This window comes from Roseibium sp., from assembly GCF_965216085.1.
Lineage (GTDB): Bacteria > Pseudomonadota > Alphaproteobacteria > Rhizobiales > Stappiaceae > Roseibium.
Map to the genome: position 1 here is coordinate 4,485,579 of NZ_OZ244138.1, position 20,530 is coordinate 4,506,108.

The 20,530-nt window shown below is 55.0% G+C and carries 16 protein-coding genes; 5 read left to right on the forward strand and 11 right to left on the reverse strand.

Annotated features, from left to right (window positions below; genetic code table 11):
* Nucleotides 1-148: 148 nt before the first annotated feature.
* Entirely contained in the window at nt 149-1,096 is a 948-nt protein-coding gene (locus tag ACOOFE_RS21070) for a helix-turn-helix domain-containing protein (protein WP_420411886.1), read from the reverse strand.
* A gap of 137 nt (nt 1,097-1,233) precedes the next feature.
* Here ACOOFE_RS21070 and ACOOFE_RS21075 point away from each other — a divergent pair, with 137 nt between their 5' ends.
* Both ACOOFE_RS21075 and ACOOFE_RS21080 read left to right on the forward strand, forming a co-directional pair.
* Nucleotides 1,234-2,508, forward strand: coding sequence for an arginase family protein (locus ACOOFE_RS21075; RefSeq protein ID WP_420411887.1), 1,275 nt, complete (start codon nt 1,234-1,236; stop codon nt 2,506-2,508).
* Nucleotides 2,509-2,831: 323 nt separating this feature from the next.
* Nucleotides 2,832-4,235 (forward strand): MATE family efflux transporter, encoded by a 1,404-nt coding sequence (locus ACOOFE_RS21080; protein ID WP_420411888.1) that lies wholly within the window; start codon nt 2,832-2,834, stop codon nt 4,233-4,235.
* A 35-nt stretch (nt 4,236-4,270) separates the two neighbouring features.
* On the opposite strand, the gene ACOOFE_RS21085 is transcribed toward ACOOFE_RS21080, so the two are convergent.
* The 4 genes from ACOOFE_RS21085 to ACOOFE_RS21100 all read right to left on the reverse strand — a co-directional run bounded on the left by ACOOFE_RS21085 (nt 4,271) and on the right by ACOOFE_RS21100 (nt 7,335).
* Nucleotides 4,271-4,456, reverse strand: coding sequence for a hypothetical protein (locus ACOOFE_RS21085; RefSeq protein ID WP_420411889.1), 186 nt, complete (start codon nt 4,454-4,456; stop codon nt 4,271-4,273).
* Between the two features lie 48 nt (nt 4,457-4,504).
* On the reverse strand, nt 4,505-5,362 hold the full coding sequence (locus tag ACOOFE_RS21090; RefSeq protein ID WP_420411890.1) for a S49 family peptidase: 858 nt from the start codon (nt 5,360-5,362) through the stop codon (nt 4,505-4,507).
* A gap of 87 nt (nt 5,363-5,449) precedes the next feature.
* Entirely contained in the window at nt 5,450-6,094 is a 645-nt protein-coding gene (locus tag ACOOFE_RS21095) for a PilZ domain-containing protein (RefSeq protein WP_420411891.1), read from the reverse strand.
* A 317-nt stretch (nt 6,095-6,411) separates the two neighbouring features.
* Nucleotides 6,412-7,335 carry a uracil-DNA glycosylase gene (locus ACOOFE_RS21100; protein ID WP_420411892.1) on the reverse strand — a complete coding sequence of 308 codons (924 nt, stop codon included), beginning with the start codon at nt 7,333-7,335 and terminating at the stop codon, nt 6,412-6,414.
* A gap of 412 nt (nt 7,336-7,747) precedes the next feature.
* Here ACOOFE_RS21100 and ACOOFE_RS21105 point away from each other — a divergent pair, with 412 nt between their 5' ends.
* Both ACOOFE_RS21105 and ACOOFE_RS21110 read left to right on the forward strand, forming a co-directional pair.
* On the forward strand, nt 7,748-9,424 hold the full coding sequence (locus ACOOFE_RS21105; RefSeq protein WP_420411893.1) for an electron transfer flavoprotein-ubiquinone oxidoreductase: 1,677 nt from the start codon (nt 7,748-7,750) through the stop codon (nt 9,422-9,424).
* A 177-nt stretch (nt 9,425-9,601) separates the two neighbouring features.
* Nucleotides 9,602-9,913: a hypothetical protein gene (locus ACOOFE_RS21110; protein ID WP_141188180.1), complete on the forward strand. Its 312-nt coding sequence runs from the start codon at nt 9,602-9,604 to the stop codon at nt 9,911-9,913.
* Between the two features lie 911 nt (nt 9,914-10,824).
* Here the strand turns inward: ACOOFE_RS21110 and ACOOFE_RS21115 are convergent.
* The gene (locus ACOOFE_RS21115; protein ID WP_420411894.1) at nt 10,825-12,117 is read right to left on the reverse strand and encodes a DEAD/DEAH box helicase; all 1,293 of its coding nucleotides are present in this window, start codon (nt 12,115-12,117) and stop codon (nt 10,825-10,827) included.
* A gap of 440 nt (nt 12,118-12,557) precedes the next feature.
* Between ACOOFE_RS21115 and ACOOFE_RS21120 the strand changes: the two genes are divergently transcribed.
* Nucleotides 12,558-14,132 (forward strand): putative bifunctional diguanylate cyclase/phosphodiesterase, encoded by a 1,575-nt coding sequence (locus ACOOFE_RS21120; RefSeq protein ID WP_420411895.1) that lies wholly within the window; start codon nt 12,558-12,560, stop codon nt 14,130-14,132.
* Nucleotides 14,133-14,144: 12 nt separating this feature from the next.
* Here the strand turns inward: ACOOFE_RS21120 and ACOOFE_RS21125 are convergent, their stop codons facing one another.
* The 5 genes from ACOOFE_RS21125 to ACOOFE_RS21145 form a co-directional block, all read right to left on the reverse strand.
* Entirely contained in the window at nt 14,145-15,248 is a 1,104-nt protein-coding gene (locus ACOOFE_RS21125; RefSeq protein ID WP_420415615.1) for a PQQ-dependent sugar dehydrogenase, read from the reverse strand.
* A gap of 361 nt (nt 15,249-15,609) precedes the next feature.
* Nucleotides 15,610-15,933, reverse strand: coding sequence for a chorismate mutase (locus ACOOFE_RS21130; RefSeq protein WP_420411896.1), 324 nt, complete (start codon nt 15,931-15,933; stop codon nt 15,610-15,612).
* A 237-nt stretch (nt 15,934-16,170) separates the two neighbouring features.
* Nucleotides 16,171-18,465, reverse strand: coding sequence for an NADP-dependent malic enzyme (locus ACOOFE_RS21135; RefSeq protein WP_420411897.1), 2,295 nt, complete (start codon nt 18,463-18,465; stop codon nt 16,171-16,173).
* A gap of 110 nt (nt 18,466-18,575) precedes the next feature.
* A complete protein-coding gene (locus ACOOFE_RS21140; protein ID WP_420411898.1) occupies nt 18,576-19,220 on the reverse strand; it encodes a hypothetical protein in 645 nt (214 codons plus the stop codon).
* A gap of 38 nt (nt 19,221-19,258) precedes the next feature.
* Nucleotides 19,259-20,485 carry a PLP-dependent aminotransferase family protein gene (locus ACOOFE_RS21145; RefSeq protein WP_420411899.1) on the reverse strand — a complete coding sequence of 409 codons (1,227 nt, stop codon included), beginning with the start codon at nt 20,483-20,485 and terminating at the stop codon, nt 19,259-19,261.
* Nucleotides 20,486-20,530: the final 45 nt, after the last annotated feature.

The window sequence follows — 20,530 nt, forward strand, 5'->3', positions numbered from 1 at the left end:
AAGCTCATTCACCACCGTAATACTTTTTGGCCGAAATTGTCGGGTTGACTATCGTGCGGATACGCCAACGCTAGACAAGCCTTGCCAAGCGCATCTGCGTCCAGGTCATGGAAAAAGCAGCGGATGAATTTGGTGATAGCGTTCGGTGTCAGACAGACCGTCTCAAAGTTTCACTTGGCGTTTCGCCGAAATGGGTCTTGTAAAGACCCGCCACACGGCCCAGCTGAGTGAACCCATGGGCGTGGGCCAGCTCGGTCACGGTACAGTCGTCCTTATGCAATCGCTTCAGCTCGCGCCGCAGCGCATGAAGACGGCGCAGCTCGAAGTACCGGCGTGGCCCAATCCCCAGAGTTGACTGAAAAGCATAATAAAGCTTGCGCTTAGACATCCCCAGCTGTCCGGCCAGGGTCTCGATATCGCCCTGTACATCGTCTTCACCCAGTTCGAAAACTGTTTCGGCGGATCGGACGATTTTGTGCTGCCGGGAGGCTGGAATTGCGGACACGCTCACAGATTGAGCTTCCATCCACGGCATCAAGACTTCTGACAGAACCTCCAGGACATGGTCCCGCCACATGCGTTTTTGATTGCGGAATTCGGGACTGTCTGAGACCTCCTGCAACCGCAACCACCGGCTTGCTGTCCGGCAGACTTCCGTTAGCCGGTTCAAACGTTCACCTGGAATCCGCCTTAACGGCGCCCCGCGTGGGGTCCATCCAAGCACGTCAACGAGATCTTCTGACACGGAAATCTCAAGGCTCAGAAGCGGGCCATGCAACAGGTAGTCGGTCTCTTGTCCCGGGTGCCAGACAAGCGCGTCTTTCGACCCGACTTCGAGGCCGGAACTCAGAACGGTTCCCTCGCTCTCGATCATATAACCGATATGAAGGCCATCTCCTTCCAGAACATCGCGCCAAAGCTGGCGCCCCTCGCTGCGTACCCAGTTCAAGGTGACTCCTTCAAAATCCTCCGCACGCAGTTCGAAGTTAAGAGGTCCGGCTGTAAGCTGTGTAAGGGAAGGGCTAATGCCCATGGTTTCAAACCAGAACATTTCGATTTCATCAAAGGTTTCGAAACGCACGCAGTCTGAATTCATTGCCCCGTCCGCAATAAGAAAATTGATAAATCTTGCACGATCTGAACAGCCCCTCGTTTTGAATAATGGCAGTGTTTCATCTCCGGTCAAGGACCTGTGCCCTTGCGTCAGAGCTCGTTGTTTTTGGGAGGCTAGAAATGAATTTCAGGAAATGGGGACTGCCGGCGTTGCTCGCGGGCGGCCTGATGACAACATTGGCGACGGCCGGTCATGCCCAAATGCTCAAAGACATCGCCGAAGCTGGGCCAAACGAGAACATCGGGCCAATGCCGCACGAAGTCCCAGGCGATCCGACCAAAATGAACATCAAGCAGGACAAGTCGACCAACATCTGGCGAGAAGAACGCAAGCCGTCAGGACGGCCAGCCGGCCCGATGGACGTCCAGCGTTATCAATTGCAAATGGAGCCGGTTGGTATCCAGACATTTTTCAAACTGCCTGTGGCTCTCACCCCGGAGGATCTCAAGGTCGGAGAGATTGACGTTGCGATTTTTGGCGCACCAACTGGGGCGTTGCCCCATTCGGCCGGCAACATGTGGGCGCCTGCCGAAGTTCGCACGACTCGCGATTATGGCGGTTATGGTGACCCGAAATTCCCGCTGAGCTGGGTGGAATATGAAACCTTGCTGGCGCCGTTTACGATCCTCAATGCGGTCGATTACGGCGATGCCGGGCTGAACGCCTACAATCAGGCTGAAACGCTCAAGGAAATCCGCCGAATGACACGGGATGTCGCTTCGGTCGGGGCCATCCCATTCATTGTTGGCGGCGACCACTCGGTTCCCAACGGCACATTCCGCGGCATTGTCGATGTTTACGGTAAAAACAACGTCGCCTTTGTTCACTTTGACGTTCATCTCGATCGTGATTCCGGCATGGGCAAATTCGGCGCCTATTATCATTCCGGCAGCTTCATGAACCGGGCTGTCTCTGAAGGCATGGTCGAAGGCAAGCATGTCATCCAATACGGGATGGCGACGCCGGTTTTTGGTCCAGAAGAATGGGATCAAGTGGCTGCAGAAGGCGGTAAAGTCTATCACATTCACGAAATCCGCCGGGATGGCGTCGAGGAGACTTTCAACAAAATCTACAATGACTTGAAAGACATCGATCTTGTCTATGTGTCCTTCGATATCGATACATTTGATATGAGTTATGCTCCAGGGACCGGATCATCTTCACCCATCGGATCGCATCCGGAAGACCTGTTCCCAATGCTGCGCCAATTTGCAGCGACCAAAACGATCGTCGGCGTCGACTTTGTGGAGTTCAATCCGTTTTATGACAACAAGGGCCAGCAGACTGCCAGGTTGGTCCGCCGGACGATGTTCCAATTCCTCACCGGCATAGCAATGAAAAAGGCAGGCATGGAACCGGATTACATTCATCCGCGCGTTTCTGGAGAGCCTTGAGCGGCCTGGGCCTTTCTGCCTGACATGATAAGCCCCGGAAGCCTGTTTGACTTCCGGGGTTTTGTTTCTTTTCAGGAGACTTCCGACCCTATCGGCTCGAGGCAGTGTCTTGCAGCTTTGACAATAACAGCAAATGGCGATACCTTTTCGCGCGGGTCCAGCCCCCGCCTCCCGCAGACACTTGTCCTGGTGAAGATCTGGAGTTTTTCGATCATCTGTTCCGCCACACATTTCGTGACGGAAGCAATGCGGGTCCTTCCTGAGAGCCGGTCACTGTTCGTTTGAACTGCTCTTAATTCGAAATGATTGATATGGAGAGCAGAATGTCGACCGGCACTGTTCAAGACAATTTTTTTGTCAAAAGTCCCCTTGGGCCGCTACTGGCCAAAACCGCCCTGCCGATCATCTTTGTCATGAGCATGAACGGCCTCCTGACAGTCGTGGATGCGATCTTTCTTGGGATTTACGTCGGGCCTGATGCGCTGAGCGCCGTGACCTTGATGTTTCCTGCCAGCATGCTGATCATCGCTTTAGCGACCCTTGTCTCAAACGGCATGTCGAGTGTGCTGGCCCGTCATCTGGGGGCCGGCCGGTTTGCCGATGCGCAGGCGATCTACACTGGCGCCCATGGCCTCGCCCTGGCCATCAGTTTGCTGCTTATTATTCTCTTTTTCAGTTTCGGCCAGCCGCTGACGCTGATTGCTGCAAACGGTGCAGTAACGATCGCCGAGATGGGCCACACCTACATGCAGATCAGTATTGTGTGGGCCCCGGTCTTCTTTGTGCTCGCCGTCAATTCCGACGCACTTCGCAACGAGGGCATGGTCGGTTTCATGGCCGCATCGAGCCTGCTGGTATCCTTGTCGAATATCGGGTTCAACTATGTCCTGATTGTTCTGTTGGGGCTGGGTGTCACGGGTTCGGCCTATGGAACCGTGTGTGCGCAGGTACTCGCTCTGGTCATCATGCTGGGCTACAGAGTGGTAAAACAAACACATCTGCCGCCGCGCGTGCTGTTTCACAATCGCATGATCTACGGCTGGCGGGACATCCTGGCGCTTGGGGCTCCGCAAAGCCTGAATTTCCTAGGAATTTCTCTTGGGACCGCCGCCACCATTGCGGCCCTGCAATGGGTGCAGGCGGCCAACTACGAGGCGACCATTGCGGCTTACGGCATTTTGACCCGGATCATGACCTTCATCATCCTGCCGCACCTTGGATTGTCGATGGCCCTGCAATCGATCATTGGCAACAATTACGGTGCCCGGCTCTGGGCCCGGTCAGATGACAGTCTGCGACTCGGTATGATCGTGTCTCTGGTCTATTGCCTCGGAACTCAGGCCTTTGTGAATTTTTTTGGGGTCTGGATCGCAGAGCTGTTCACCACTGACGCCCTTGTTCAAAGTGAAATCACGCGCATTCTGCCGGTCATGACGGCTTTGTTCTTTGCAGCGGGGCCCTTGATGATCATCGCAGCCTATTTTCAGGCAATCGGCGATGCCAGCCGCGCGGCAATCCTCAGCTTGATCAAGCCGTATCTGTTCCTGATCCCTTTGATCTTTGGATTGGCTGCTGTTGCCGGAGAACCGGGTATCTGGCTGGCAGGACCAGCCTCTGAGCTGATGCTCCTCGTGATGACAGTGGTCGTGCTTGCGATCACTGCGCGGAAAAACGACTTGAGATATGGGCTCTTTACATCCCGGCAATATCAACCCGCTCAAAGCTGAGCAGAAAACACTCGGCTAATATAAAAAAACCGGCCTCAGGATTGGGGCCGGTATTTGCCGCTCGTAGGATCAAAAACAAGCTTCTCGCCGCGGCCCGCCGGATCGGCCTTGGCGGCCGCATTTGAAATGTGATTTTCCACTTCGGCCATTTTCCGCTTGATCCGCTGCACGATCCAATACCCGCCAACGGCAAGGGCGGCGGCCCCTATCAACTCTGTCATTTGACGTCCCCTGTTCCTGTTTTCACACAAACCCCGCAATACGTCTTTTTAAAGACCGAAGCGCTGCCACATCAGCCGTTCTTCGGCCGCGGAAATAAGTTCATTGCCAAGCCCGGCGGTCAATGCTGACGGTTCGATACCAACACCCACAGCTGCCTTGCGTCCAAACATACCCCGCGGCGCTGAAATCAGTTTTGCTTCCGCCTTTTCGCCGTAGCGCTTTTTCAAGACACCGCGCAGATCCCCGATGGAATCCACAAGACCAAGGTTCATCGCACTGGTGCCGGTCCAGAACTTTCCAGTAAACAGATCCGGATCATCCGACAGAACATCGGCACGCCGGGATTTGACCATGTCTATAAACGTGTCGTGGATCTCTTGCTGCAGAGTTTTCAAATACTCAATGTCTTCAGCCACTTCCGGCTGGAAGGGGTCTAGTGTGACCTTTTTCTCGCCCGCCGTATAAACCCGGCGCTCGACGCCGATCTTCTTGATCATTTCGGTGAACCCGAAGCCGGCTGCAACAACACCAATGGAGCCCACCACAGAAGATGGATCGACAATGATCTCATCGCCTGCAAGCGCGATCATGTAACCGCCGCTGGCGGCCACATCTTCCACGAAAACAAGGACGTCTTTTTCGTTTTCCTTGGCAAGATCCCGGATCCGCTGAAAGATCAACCGCGACTGGACCGGAGAGCCGCCCGGAGAATTCACAATCAGCGCCACGGCCGGCGCCTTTTTCATAGAAAAGGCCTTTTCCAGCGGCAACGCGGCCGTTGCCAACGTCAGGCCAGGCCGCAGCGGGCTGGACATGCCAATGGCCCCCTGAAGGCGGACAACTGGGATGACCGGAGCATCATTTTTTAAAAAACCGGGCAGAAGGCGGCGCAAGAAAGACAGCACGTAGGATTTTCCCAAGAATTCTGAATGGTCTCCGAGATATAGGGGGTACCTAGGGATATGCCAATGCCGCTCATGCGCCTGTGTGGCTCAGTGCCCTCTTTTCAGGCCAAAGGGGGAGCTCTTTTGGGCCTTCATGACCCGTTGGCCGTTCTCGAGCTGACCCTTTTTATGAAGTCCTGGCGGTTTGATTTTCTCTGCAGCCATAAATTCAGTTTTCCGACTGAACTGCCACATCATCTTCACCCCGGCATAGTTGCCGGACCGCCACATTATGCGCCCGCGAACCGGTAAATCCATGCCCGGAATTTTTAGAATGATTGAATCTGACAGGAATTCCAGATGCTCACAATGAAGTCGGCACCCTGAGAGGCTGGCATCGACGATCTTGCACTTCAGGAATTTCGTTTTCTCGCTCGCCGACACATTTGCCGCAATTGAAACCGGCCGGCGCCGCTCTTTACGCTTTTCGCAGGCAACGTCGTCTTGAAATTCAAAGGCAACTCGAACTTCCTCAGGTCGAACTTCGCGGATCCGGCCCTTGATCATCTTGTCGACCCCGGCCAAACGGAGACCGATCAGTTTGTCCAATTCGGAATGTGTCGTGGATAAGACCCGGCAACCGGAACCATTGATATTGGTTGCAACGGCTTCCTCGCAGTCCAGTGTCTCAAAATCGAGGACCAGAACCAGGATGTTAGAGTCCCCAGAGTATTTTTCCACGATTTCCTTCAAATCAGATCTCCAACTATCTCGCCGCAAATCCCTCCGTACCTATCGTCAGATATTCTAGGGTTATAATTACAAATACAGATTTAACACTGGAAATAAATTGCAACTTATCTGCAAATTTCTTTACAATTCGAGACATTACTTCTTAGGAAGAAACTGCGTTTTCTCTTAAGAAATCAGCAATTTGCTTTTAACTTCCATGAGACGCGGAAGTTTTTTAGAAATTTACATTGCGGAATTGAGAGCTCCTTCTATTTTTTCCTACCAAGCTGCACCTGTGTTCCGGACGGAAGAAATTAGAAGCTTAAAAGAGCGAATTTCTAAATCGCAATTTTTGCGTGTATACTCAAAAAATCCCGCCAGGAGAGGCGTTTTTCCAAAGGGCTGCGCAAAAGGTAAGCTGGATGATATGTCGCCACAGCCGCAATATCCCGCCCGTTTATCGAGTAAGACATCCAACGGCCGCGCATCTTGCGGATTCCGTCTTGAACACCGAGCAGCGTCTTGGCAGAAGCTGCTCCTAAAAACACAAGCACGTCCGGATTGACCAATTCGATCTGTCTTTGAATGAATGGACGGCAGATTTCGGTTTCCTGTGGCGTGGGCGTCCGGTTTCCCGGTGGACGCCAAGGTACTGTATTGGCGATGTAAACGGATGAACGGTCGAGGTGGATTGCCTGAAGCATCCGATCAAGAAGCTGGCCCGACCGGCCGACAAACGGTTTTCCTTGGAGATCCTCGTCGCGGCCCGGCGCTTCGCCAATCAACATGACACGCGCATCTGGGCTGCCATCTGCAAAGACAAGCTTTTTGGCCGTCCGCTTCAAGTTGCAGCCATCGAAACTATCCAAGCAGGCGCGCAAGTCTTCGAGGTTTGCTGCCCCAGCGGCCAAATCCCGTGCCGCCGCAATGGCCGCCTGGTCGGGAATGGCCCCGTGGTCGGTTAAGCTGGCACTGCCCCTTTGGCCTGCTTGACCGGCTGCAGTGGCCCCTGCAAGAACTGACGGCGCCGCAGCGGCTGGCAGGTGTCCCGTTGTGGGGGGCCTCTGGCCCAAGTTGCCCGACCCTGATCCAGCGGGCCCAGCGGGCGGCATAGGAGTCTTCTGTTGCCGCTGTTCGGCATGGATTTGGGTCAATTTAACCCAGTCGACCGGATCATCGCCCAAAGCTGCATCCACGCCCGATGCCAGATAAAAATCCAGCAGAGCTTCTAGATGCCGAGATTGCGGTGGGCTTTGTTGCAAACGGTGTCTCCTGCGTTGCCGGCAACGGCCCTCGCGATCGGTGTAAAGCGCAATCAGCGGTGCTGACGTCCTAGCACCACCCAATGAGCAGTTAAGTGGCCGTCAAACTATGTCATTCCCGAAAGCGTGCCAAGATGGTGAGCTGCGCAGGCATAGGCTAACCACAAGTGCTCCACAACTCAGCCCCATCGGCACAACGTTACGTCACATTATCCACCCTGCGACAATTTACGTTTACGTAAACGTAACTTTTGGGCTTGACGCCCGGCTCTTGCTTTGGTCTATCTGGCCCCAAATACGATCATTCGGCTACAGGTTTCGCATTTTCATATGGAAAATGTCGGGATTTGCCCATCACTTGACGGCAAACCGAGCGAAACCTGCACAGCGACATTGGGCGGAGGGAGACAAGATGAGCGAACAGGACGCGCTGGGCGAACGCGAAAGCATGGATGTGGATGTGGTCATTGTTGGGGCTGGCCCCGCTGGCCTTGCAGCCGCGATCCGTTTGAAGCAGATATCTGCTGAAAAAGGCGAAGACATCAGCATTGTCGTTTTGGAGAAGGGGTCTGAAGTCGGTGCGCATATTCTCTCGGGCGCCGTCGTCGATCCGATTGCTCTAGACCAACTGCTGCCTGAATGGCGTGAAGAAGACAGCCCGCTCAAAACCGCGGTAACGGACGACCAGTTCATTCTGCTGGGGCCGGCAGGTTCCATGCGGCTGCCAAACCTGTTTATGCCTAAGCTGATGAACAACCATGGCAATTACATCGTCTCCTTGGGCAATGTCTGCCGCTGGCTTGCTGAAAAGGCCGAAGCGCTTGGTGTTGAAATCTATCCAGGCTTTGCCGCAGCCGAAGTGCTTTATGACGATGACGGAAAGGTCGTTGGCGTGGCCACCGGCGATATGGGGATTGGCCGGGACGGCAAGCCCAACGCCATGTTCACCCGCGGCATGGAACTGCGCGGCAAATACACATTGATCGGTGAAGGGGCCCGTGGTTCGCTCGCCAAAGAGCTGATCGAGAAATATGATCTCGACCAGGACAGCGACGTTCCCAAGTTCGGGATCGGCATCAAAGAGCTGTGGCAAATTGACCCGGCCAAACACAAACAGGGTCTCGTTCAACATTCCTTCGGCTGGCCCTTGGACCGCAAGACCGGTGGCGGCTCTTTCCTCTACCACCTGGAAGACAACCAGGTTGCTGTCGGCTTCGTGGTTCACCTCAACTATGAAAACCCTTGGCTGTCACCTTTCGACGAATTCCAGCGCTTCAAAACCCACCCGGCAGTCCGGGAAACATTTGAAGGCGGTAAACGCATAGCTTATGGCGCCAGAGCTATCACCGAAGGCGGCTATCAGTCCGTCCCGAAACTGTCTTTCCCGGGCGGTCTCTTGATGGGCTGTTCGGCCGGTCTCTTGAACGTCCCGCGCATTAAAGGCTCTCACAACGCTATGCTGTCCGGCATGCTGGCCGCCGAAGAAGTTATGGCAGCTCTTGGCCGCGGCGAAGCGAACAGCGAACTGACCAATTACGACACCGCTTGGCGCGAAAGCTCGATCGGTAAGGATCTTTGGAAGGTTCGCAACGTGAAGCCGCTCTGGTCCAAGTTCGGCTTGGCGCTGGGCGTTGCCATGGGCGGCCTGGACATGTGGACCAACGAGCTGTTCGGCTTCTCCTTCTTTGGCACAATGAAACACGGCAAAAAGGATTCAGAGACGCTGAAACCGGCCAAGGACTGCAAGAAGATCGATTATCCGAAGCCGGATGGTGTGATTTCCTTCGACAAGTTGTCGTCGGTCTTCCTGTCCAACACCAACCATGAGGAAGATCAGCCGATCCACCTGAAGGTGGCCGATGAGACCCTACAGAAGATGTCAGAACACGACGTTTTTGCTGGCCCGTCGAACCGCTATTGCCCGGCTGGTGTGTATGAGTGGGTGGAAGAAGACGGCAGCGCGCCGAAGTTCCAGATCAACTCTCAGAACTGCGTCCATTGCAAGACCTGTGACATCAAGGACCCGAACGGCAATATCACTTGGACGGTGCCGGAAGGCGCTGGCGGCCCGAACTATCCGAACATGTAACGGCCCGCGTAACAGTTAACAGATCTTGGAAAAGCAGCCGCATGTTTAGATATGTGGCTGCTTTTTCTCTACTATTTCCCTTTGCCGCCGCATTTCATTCAAATATCCGTCACCCTTTGGGATCAAGAGGGCTTCCTCCCGCGGCCTTGCCGCAGATTGTTTATTAAGAGGAAGCAATTGACCCATTCTGTGTTGATGACCTGTACCCTTGCCGCCGCGATGACCCTGGGCTCTGCAGTCCTTCCATCATCCTCCATTTCAGGACCACTCTCGGTCAGCCAGGCACAGGCTGACACTGGCGCTGCCCGGCGAACCGCACGGCGCACGGCCCGCCGCGTTTCAACCCGGCATGCGCGCTATTACCCAAGCCTTCCGGCAAACTGCACCCGCATCATTGTCAACGGTATTGCCTATCATCGCTGTGGCACGGTCTATTACCAGCCGGTCGTCCACCAAGGCGCGAATGTATTTGTCATTGTGACCCCTTAAGCGCTGGCATAAACTTGAAATGACGTTGGCGGAGGTGATGACAATCGCCTGCGCAACAACAGCTGGGGAGCGGGCAATCTGGCCGCTCCTCTGCCCCCCAGGCAAGGAATAAAAGTGTCCGGCAAGCGCTATTTGGAGAATTCGATCCAATCGCCTGCTGCATAAGCATATTTTATGGCTCGATAGTTTTGCAGCGTAATTAGTCAATTGTCATTACTGACAGTGATTCGTCTGAAATTGCGTAATTGCTGCAATATTCTGCAAATCAAAATTATACGGTTGCTGAATAACTTACCGCTCTGCGGCGGAATTTTGCGTTTGCATCGTGAAAATTACGCAAAGTTGTGTAAGGGTTATTCACCCTATAAGCATTATCTATACATCAATAGATAAAGAAAATACAAAATACAATTCATTGAATTTAAAGAGCTTCTTGCACTCCAACAACTTTCACCACAATTAGTAATTGCCCCTATACAACCAAACAAAAACACCATGCACTCTATTTATAATGTTGTTTTTATACAATTATTCTGGAATTTACACACTGCCATTAGTACGATTGGTTGTATTTGCACATTGCAATTGATTAATTTAGCTTACCTCTAGCGGGGCACTCCAAGACAAAAAACAACGCAATGCGAATGGAAGCTTTCGTCCCTGCCGATGGCTCAAAGCGCTTCGGTTAAACGGAGCCAAACGGCTTTGATGCCTTGTGGAACTGGATTTGCCAGCAACGAAAATGAGACGCGGCGGTCTTGTTTTCAGAGCCCGGTAGTTCCTTTTGAAACATCAGCGCGGGACTAACCTGCACTGACCCCATCGACCGCAAGGCATCGCACCGGGAAGGCCACTTCCCGGTGCATTTCATTTCAGCACTCATTCAGATGATTTTGCCGACGGTTGGCGCGTTACGCGGCGGTTTTCCGCGACTGAGGACGGCGGCGGCGGTTTTTATTAAACCGGCGGCCATTGTCGTTGTCGCCTGCTCCAGCGGTCTTGTTGAACCTGGGCCTTCCAGAACCGCCGGACTTGCCGTTTTTACCCCGTTTTGCGCTTTTGGCAGCCGACATTGGCGGCACCTCGCCGCTCGCAACGGCGATATCAATTCCGATCAGTTTTTCGATCTGGCGGAACAGGCCAATCTCTTCCGGTGCGCACAGGGCAATGGCATCGCCATCGGCCCCTGCCCGGGCTGTGCGGCCAATCCGGTGTACATAAGCTTCCGCGACTTCCGGGAGTTCGAAGTTGTAGACATGGCTGACGCCCGGGATGTCGATCCCGCGGGCTGCAACATCGGTTGCCACCAGAACGTTGATGTCACCGGCCCGCAACTCTTTGATGGCTCGGTCCCGCTGGTTCTGGCTTTTGTTGCCGTGAATGGAGCCAGCGGCAATCCCCGCCTGGCTGAGCTTGCGCATCAGCCGCTCGGCACCGTGTTTGGTGCGGCAGAACACCAGAGACATGTCGTCTGGCTGGCCCGCCAGAACATCGACCAAAAACCCGGTCTTGGCCTTGGCATCCATGAAATGCACCGCCTGGCGGATCTTGTCAGCTGTACGGCCAGCCGGAGACACTTCAACACGCGCCGGATCTGTCAGATAAGACTGCGCCAATTCGTTGATCTGCTTGGGCATGGTGGCGGAGAACAGAAGCGTCTGGCGTTCCTTGGCAACCAGGCTGGCAATGCGCCGCAGGGCATGAATAAAGCCGAGATCCAGCATCTGATCGGCTTCGTCGAGGACGAGATAAGACGCAGACCCAAGATCCACCGCCTTGCGGTCGACCAGATCCAGCAAGCGGCCCGGTGTTGCCACCAGAATATCGGTGCCTCTGGACAGACGCTTGATTTGGCCATTGATCGAAACACCGCCGACAACGGATGTGACCCGCAGCGGTGTGGTCTTCAAGAACGAGATCAGGTTCTTGGCGATCTGGTTGACCAGCTCGCGGGTCGGCGCCAGGATAAGCGCGCGCGTGCCTTTGGCCATTGGCTTTTGCGGCTCCGCGAGAAGACGCTCGATCAGCGGCAAGCCAAAAGCCGCAGTTTTTCCTGTGCCTGTTTGGGCAAGTCCCATCAGGTCCCTGCCATCGAGCACAAGCGGTATGGCTTTTTGCTGGATCGGCGTCGGCGCATCGTAGCCGTTCTCCGCAACAGCCTTCAGGAGGTGTTCGGACAGCCCGAGCTCATCAAATTTTGTCAATTCTTATCCTTTGTGGCCAAGGGCCACGCCCGCAATGGAGGTGCAACCGGCCTGGAGTACATTCCGGCTCAGAAACATGGTTGCTCCGTGTGATTGCGCTGGCATCATATGTGAGAAGACTTCCGCACCGCTTTCTCAAAAAGCGTGCATTTCCACTCAGTTTCCTCCTGGACCGGTGTCCAGGATGAGGCGAGCGCCCGATTTTGGCCGAAAGCCCGACTCGGACCTTTCGAAACCGCGCTCCGTATATCTGTCCGGCTCTGGAAAAGTCAAGCGATAGAAGAACCATCGCTGAAATGTGTGGTATCGGTTTAACACATTGTATGCAAAATTGCTTTTTTACTGGATGTTGATTGGCAATCAGCCAGCTAAGGGCCTGTATATTGAGTGAATTACTGTCAAAAGTAACTAGATTATATGGCAGATTATCTAAAGCTCAATTGGAAGCGATCGTAATTTCCGCCACAGCTCTCGCCTTATGGTTGATGGCGGCGGAGGTTGATCTATTCGAGATTGTCGTCGAGTTCATGGAAGACCATGAAGACTTGGAACTCGATGAAATTTTTTTGGCGTTTAGTATTGCCGGACTAGGTGGTTTCATATTTGGCGCACGGCGGCTACAGGAACTCGGCCGCGAACTGAAACTCCGGAAAAAAGCGGAGCGCCGATCAACTTGGCTCGCCCAACACGATCCACTGACGCGTTTACCAAACCGGCGTTATCTCTCTGAGTATTCAAAAACACTTCACGTTTCGAACCATCCGGCCGGAACAATTTCCGTTTTGGCGGTCGATCTCGATGGCTTCAAGAAGGTCAATGACCTGCTTGGCCATGACGCAGGTGACAAACTGCTGGAAGCGACTGCAGACAGGTTGCGGCAATCCTATTCTAACAGCACCGTCTTTCGCCTTGGCGGCGATGAGTTTCTAATCGTTGCACTGAAATCTGAAACGCCAAACACAGACCAGCGGGACGCGGCCGAGGCGCTGGTCCGGCTGTTGAACAAACCGGTCGACCTGTTTGGCGTCAGTGCAGAAGTCGGTGCCAGCATTGGAATTGCGACCAACTCAAACGAAACGGCCAAATTGGAAGATCTTCTGTTTTCAGCAGATGCAGCGCTTTATTACGCAAAACGGGCTGGCCGGAACAACGTCGCGTGCTTTGAATCGTTCATGCGCGAAGATGTGTCCAAACGGGCAGCGCGGCAGGCGAGTGTCAGAACGGCCTTGGAAGAAAACAAACTCGTTCCCTATTTTCAGCCAATCCTTGATCTGGAAACCGGAATGGTGGTGGGTGTGGAAGTCCTGACCCGTTGGCCAGAAAACACCGGCTCCCCGTTTTCAACCCAAGAAATTATCGGTTTTGCTGAAGAGCTCGGCCTCATACTGCCCTTTTCCGAACACCTCCTGCGCCTCTCGATCGCCAATTCAAAAGAATGGCCGCAAGAGCTCGGGCTGTCTTTTAATCTTGGCCCGGCCATGCTGTCCGACAAACGGCTTGCAGAACGCATCGAGAGCATCCTTAGCGAGACTGGATTTGCCCCATCGCGGCTGATCATCGAAGTCTCTGAAGCAGCGTTGCATTTGCACTACAACACCGCCAGCATAACGCTGCCGAAGCTTTCCGCACTTGGGATCAGGATTGCCCTCGACGGTTACGGCGCCGGTCACAGCAACCTCAGGGAACTGGCCAGGATGCCATTTGATATCATCAAGCTGGACCGGCTTTTGCTCGCTGATGCGGTTCAAGAAGACATCGGAACGTCGGTCTTTGAAAGCTATGTCAAAGTGATCAAGGGACTGGAAAAACCGATCGTCGCGATTGGCATAGAAACAGATGCACAAAAGCAGCTCGCACAGAAACTGGGATGCCAATTCGGGCAAGGCCATCTGTTCTCGCCAGCGGTTTCGGAAGCGGACATATCAGCGGTTTTGAAGACCCGCCTTCAAACAGAAAGCTCCGGGCATCAAGACACCAGTCTCAATGGTGAGCCTTCTCCAATACCGCTGGACTGACCCATCAAAACGTCACTTGGGCTGGAGCCGGATCAGCTTGCCATCATCGCTGTCGGTGAGCACATAGAGAAAGCCGTCCGGCCCCTGGCGGACATCCCGGATGCGCTCGCCAAGATCCTGAAGCAACTGCTCTTCGTTCACCACACGGGCGCCATCAAGCGTCAGTTTCGCCAGATGCTGGCCGCGGAGTGCGCCAACCAGAAGAGCCCCGTTCCAATCCGGGTATTTGTCGCTGGTGACAAAAGCCATGCCTGAGGGCGCAATCGACGGATCCCAATAATGGATCGGCTGTTCCAATCCGGCCTTTTCCGTGCCTTCGCCGATCTTGCCGCCGGAATAATGGCGGCCATAAGAAATGATCGGCCAGCCGTAGTTCTTACCAGCCTCCGGAATGTTGATCTCATCGCCGCCCCGCGCACCGTGCTCGACGGTCCATAAAACGCCCGTCTCCGGGTGGATCGCCGCGCTTTGCGGATTGCGGTGCCCGATCGACCAGACCTCCGGCTGGTAGTCGGAGTTTCCGGCAAATGGGTTTCCAGGTGCTGGAGCACCGTCTGACGTCAAACGCAGCACAGAACCGGAATGATCTCGCGTGTCCTGCGCTCGCGGCGCCTCCCCCCGGTCGCCCAGGGTCATAAACAAGTTGCCATCGGCATCAAAAACAAGGCGGGAGCCGAAGTGGCGGCCGCCATATCCGCGATTGTTGCCTCTGAAGATCGTTTCGCCTTCAACAAGCTCAAACTCCGGACCAGCTTGTCCAAGAATGGCCCTATAAAGCGATGTCCCGGCGCCTTCCGGTGATCCTTGGGAAAAACTCATGAAGATTGTTTGATCGGCATCGAAGGTGGGGCTGACCGCAACATCCAGCAGACCGCCCTGCCCTTGCGCAAAGACTTCCGGCGTCCCCCGGACAATTTGCTGGTCACCGTCTTCCTTGACGACTTTCAAAACGCCATCCCGCTCGGTGATGAGATAGCCGCCGCTGGGGAGAAATGCGACGCTCCAGGGATAAGACAGTCCTGAGGCAACGGTCTCCAGCGTCACGGCAGATTGCGCCTGCGCGTTCTGTCCGGGTGCTGACACAAATCCCAACAGAGCAACAACTGCCAGAACCAGCGTCCAGATATGGCTGATAAAACCGTGCCGGGCTTCCTGCCGCCAATATGCGTGTTGCACACCATCCTCCCCAAGCGATTAGCGCGCCGCAAAGCCCATTGGCTCCACAGCCGCAGTCCAGCTTTAGAGATAGGAAGTGTTTTTGGAAGGAACAGGGGGATTTGCTTGCTGAGTTTGAATTGTCGTCCCAGCCCCCGCCTTCGCGGGCATAAACTCAGGCTGGGACCTAGTATTCCATGTAGTGAGTGATGGGAGAAATTTCTTCTCCAAGAGGTTACCGGGCCCCAGCCGGAGCCAGTGCCCGCGAAGGCGGGTGTTGGGGCGACAAAAACGGAGAAAGACATCTGCACCACTGCCAATTTCAGACGTTTTCCTTCACCTCCAGCCGTGCCGCGATCGTCCGCTTTTCGTAGGCCACATTCCAGTCGATCAGCGTGCGCCAGACTTGTTCCACCTGATCGCCTTCCAGGCCAAGATCTTCCGCCCGCTGTTTGATCGCCTCGACCATGGTTTCGATGCGGTCGTGGTCAAAAGCCTCGTCCGGGTGCTGTTTCAGCTGGGCCATCCGCCGGACATACCCCTGCCTTTGTGCAAAGATTTTTAAAAGCTCATGGTCAAGCGCATCAATTGACGTGCGGATGTCTGCCTTGGTCTGGCAGTCGGCGGGGGCTTTTAGGTCTGTCATGCGCCATCGCTTGCAGTTGGCTTTGAAAAACATCAGCGAAGAGGAAGGGTCCGCTGGCTGTATGTTCAAGATAAGGCTCTGGTTATTCCCGGATCATCGGGCTGACAAGGTGCAAATTGCCGCTCTGTTCAGGCCGGACGAACTCGGCTGTTGTCAGCACGGACTCAAAAAAACATCATCCCCGGCATTGGGCCGAGGATGACGTTCGATGGGTCAGAGAACGCTGTCAGCCTTGGCTTATTCCGGAGCCTTTGTTTGCGCCTCGACACTGGCCAGCGCCGACATATTGACCACGCCGCGCGAAGTGACCGACGGGGTCAGGATATGCGCCGGTTTTGCTGCGCCCAAGAGAATCGGCCCGACGTGAAGCGCCTGGGTCGCCACCTTCAAAAGGTTGTGCGCGATGTTGGCCGCATCGAGGTTCGGGAACAACAACAGGTTGGCCTCGCCAGTCAATTTGCTGTTCGGCATGACCCGCTCGCGCAGAGCGACACTCAAGGCTGAATCGCCGTGCATTTCGCCATCAGCTTCCAGCTCCGGGTTGCGTTCCCAGATCATGTCCAAGGCTTCGCGCATTTTCCGCGACGAGGCTGTGTCCCGGGAGCCAAAGTTCGACATGGATAGCAGTGCCACTTTCGGCTCAATGCCGAAGCGGCGGATTTCCTGAGCCGCCAGCTCGGCCATTTCCGAGATTTCTTCTGCAGTCGGATCTTCGGTCACAAAAGTATCGGACAGGAACATAGCGCCCCGACTGTTGATCAACAGCGACATGGCGGAAAGATCCCGTGCTGTGTCGCACACGCCGATCACCTGGCGGATGTCACGCAGATGTTTGGTGAACCGGCCTTCCAGACCGCAGATCAGAGCATCGGCGTCACCGCGGCGCACCGCAATCGCCGAAATGACCGTCTGGTTGGTCCGCACCACAGTTCTCGCCGCATCTGGCGGCATGCCCTTGCGGCCAACACACTCCAGATATTCATCGGCATAGTCGCGGTAGCGCGGATCGTCCTGCGGGTTGACGAATTCAAAGTCGACATCCGGACGGATCTTCAAGCCGAAGCGTTCGCAGCGTGCGGTCAACACGTCCGGCCGGCCAACCAGGATCGGCTGAGCAATGCCATCTTCAAGAAGCACCTGGGCCGCGCGCAGCACCCGCTCGTCCTCGCCTTCCGCATAGATGATCTTCTTCGGATCCCGGGCTGCGTTCTGGATGATCGGTTTCATGATCAGGCCGGATCGGAAGACAAACCGGTTCAGCCGGTCATGATAGGCGTCGAAGTCTTCAATCGGCCGGGTGGCAACACCGGTATCCATGGCAGCCTTGGCCACTGCCGGCGCGATGCGCAGGATGAGACGCTGATCAAAAGGCGACGGGATCAGGTAATTCGGGCCGAAGGTTTCGGTCTTACCGCCATAGGCGCGGGCGGCAACGTCCGAGGGCTCCTCTTGAGCAAGACCCGCAATCGCTTCAACGGCCGCGCGTTTCATTTCCTCGTTGATGGTCGTCGCCCCGACATCGAGTGCGCCGCGGAAGATGTATGGGAAACACAGGACGTTATTGACCTGGTTGGGATAATCGGAGCGCCCGGTACACATGACCACGTCGTCGCGCACAGCTTTGGCGTCTTCCGGCATGATTTCCGGGTTGGGATTGGCAAGCGCCAGGATCAGCGGCCCCTTGCCCATCTTCTTGACCATGTCCGGCTTTAGAACGCCGGCGGCAGACAGTCCCAAGAACACATCCGCGCCGTCGATAACGTCGTTCAAGGTCCGCTTGTCGGTGTCTTGGGCAAAGACTTCTTTCCACTGATCCATCAAGGCCTCACGGCCCTTGTAGACGACGCCTTCGATGTCGGTGACCCAGATGTTTTCGCGTTTTGCGCCAAGCGTGACCAGCATGTTCAGACACGCAAGCGCCGCAGCACCTGCACCGGAGGCAACAATCTTGGCCTCCTCGATCTTCTTGCCGGCCAGTTGAAGGCCGTTGCGAACCGCAGCACCTGCAATAATTGCTGTGCCATGCTGGTCGTCATGGAACACCGGAATGTTCATCTTTTCACGCAAGGCATCTTCGATCATGAAGCACTCAGGCGCCTTGATGTCTTCCAGATTGATACCGCCAAACGTCGGCTCCAGCACGGACACTGCGTTTACGAATTTGTCTACGTCGGTTTCGTCAACCTCAATGTCGAAGACATCAATCCCGGCAAATTTCTTGAACAGGACCGCCTTGCCTTCCATCACCGGCTTGGAGGCGAGCGGGCCGATGTTGCCAAGCCCCAGAACGGCGGTACCGTTGGAAATTACTGCAACCAGATTGCCTCGGGCGGTGTAATTGGCCGCCTTCGTCTCGTCTTCAGCGATTTCGAGACATGGGGCGGCAACACCCGGCGAATAGGCCAGCGCCAAGTCGCGCTGGTTGCCGAGCGGTTTGGTTGCCTGAATTTCCAGTTTTCCGGGTTTGGGGTGTTCGTGAAAGAAAAGGGCTGCTTCGGTCAAATCGCTTTCTGTTTTTATATTATCGCTCATGCCTTTTCCCTGTCTTCCTGACATTCCCTTAGGTCACTCGTCAGATACCGGTATCTGAACCGGATGCCCCCGGCCATGACCTGTTAGACTTTATGATTAATATCTGACCTTTACCCGGCGCGATGCCAAATGAGAACCCGTAATAAACCAAAGAGCACGACGCCATTCAGGATATGCCACAGGAAATGTGTTCCCAGCGGCCATTGATTACATAACGGCCCGTCAAGCGCGCGAATAGTTAGCGAAACGGTAAACAGTATCCCGATTTGGAGGACTTGGCTTCCCAGCCTCCGATCCAAGCGAAAGAGCAGTCCGCCGATCAAGAAGATTGCCAACGCGGCGGGGACATAGGCCGCTGAACCGCCAAAGTAAGGCGCCCAGATTTGCCCAGCGACCGGTGCGAGCATGAAAAACCCAATGACGACTGCGAAACAGATGACCCAATGTAATTGTAGAAGCCGGCGCAGGGCCAACAGCATATATACATGGATGAAAACCGTTATCGGAATGGTGTCCGTGTACACTGCCCATCGGGTCGCGACGGTGTGAAACAGGAATGACCCAGTTCCGATTGCCATGACGACACCGATCAGGAAGAGAACGGGCCAATCCCTTGGGGTGTTGCGCTGCCAAAGCAAAAACGCTGCACCGGCCGCAAGGAAAAAAGCAGCGTTGGTGACTGCATTAATAGGCTCAGACCAGAATTCAGGACCGATCCGTTCACAATAAATGTCCATCGGGTCCGTCAGAGCCATAACTGCCTCCTAATTGGTGTCGGCCGGTATTCAGCCGATTACACCCCGCACCTGTCAGTTTTCGCAAGCATTTCACCGAGGCGAGAGATACCTTCGGTTATTTTTTCAGGAGGTGTTGCCGAAAAGCTTAGGCGCAAGGTGTTGGTGCCGCTGCCATCTGCAAAAAACGCCTTTCCGGGTACAAAGGCCACTTTCGCCTCTTCCACCGCCGTTTTCAAAAGGGCGGCTGCATCAATCCCTTCGGGCAGCTCCACCCAGACAAACATGCCGCCTTCCGGACGGGTCCAACGGGTACCGAAGGGCATATGGTTTTCCAAGGCCGTTAGCATGGCGTCCCGCCGCTCGCGGTAGGTTTTCCGGATTTTGCCGACCTGCGCCTCAAAGACCGTTTCGGCCACATGGGCCATGGCTTCCTGATTGAGGCTGGACGAGTGCAAATCCCCGGCCTGTTTCAAAAGAACCAAGCGGGAAATCACGTCCTTTGCGCCGCAAACCCAGCCGAGCCGTAAACCTGGTGACAGGGTCTTGGAGAAACTGCCACAATACAGCGTACGGGTGTTTTCAATACCGCCGGACCGTTTGCAATCGAGCGCTAAAACCGGCGGCACCGGCTCACCGTCATATCGAAGGCTTTGATAAGCGCCGTCTTCAATCACAGCACACTCCAGCTCGTCCGCCAGACTGAGCAGGCGCGTTCTGCCCGCTTCATCCAGGGTTTCCCCTGTCGGATTGGCAAAGTCCGGAGACAGATAAGCAAACTTGACCGATCCGCCTGCTGCTGCAGCCGCCGTCCGGTAATCGCCGGCAGACCGGTTGGTCATCGGATCCAGGCGGTCGTAATTCGGCTCATAGGCGTTAAAGGCTTGGAGCGCCCCAAGATAGGTCGGCCAGCCGACAAGCGCCGTATCTCCGGCCGATAAAAACAGTTTGCCGATGAAATCGAGCGCCTGCTGGGACCCGGAGGTGATCAGGATGTTGTCTGGAGTACAGTCAATGCCGAGCTTGGCCATTTCACCCGCCAGCCAGGTGCGCAGCCGAACATTGCCCTCGCTGACCGAATACTGCAGGCCGCTTGATGCCCCCTCGCCGCTGAGCACCGTGCCATAAGCTTCTTTGAAAGCCTCTGAAGGAAACAATGCAGGATCTGGAATGCCGCCAGCAAAGGAAATGATGTCTGGCTGATCAAGCAGTTTCAAAAGTTCTCGGATTTCCGAAGCGCTCATCCGCTTAGCGCGTGTTGCCAGTACGGCATCCCAGGTCATCATGTTTGGCTCGATTGTGTTTTGTGACGCTCTATATTTAAGTCAATA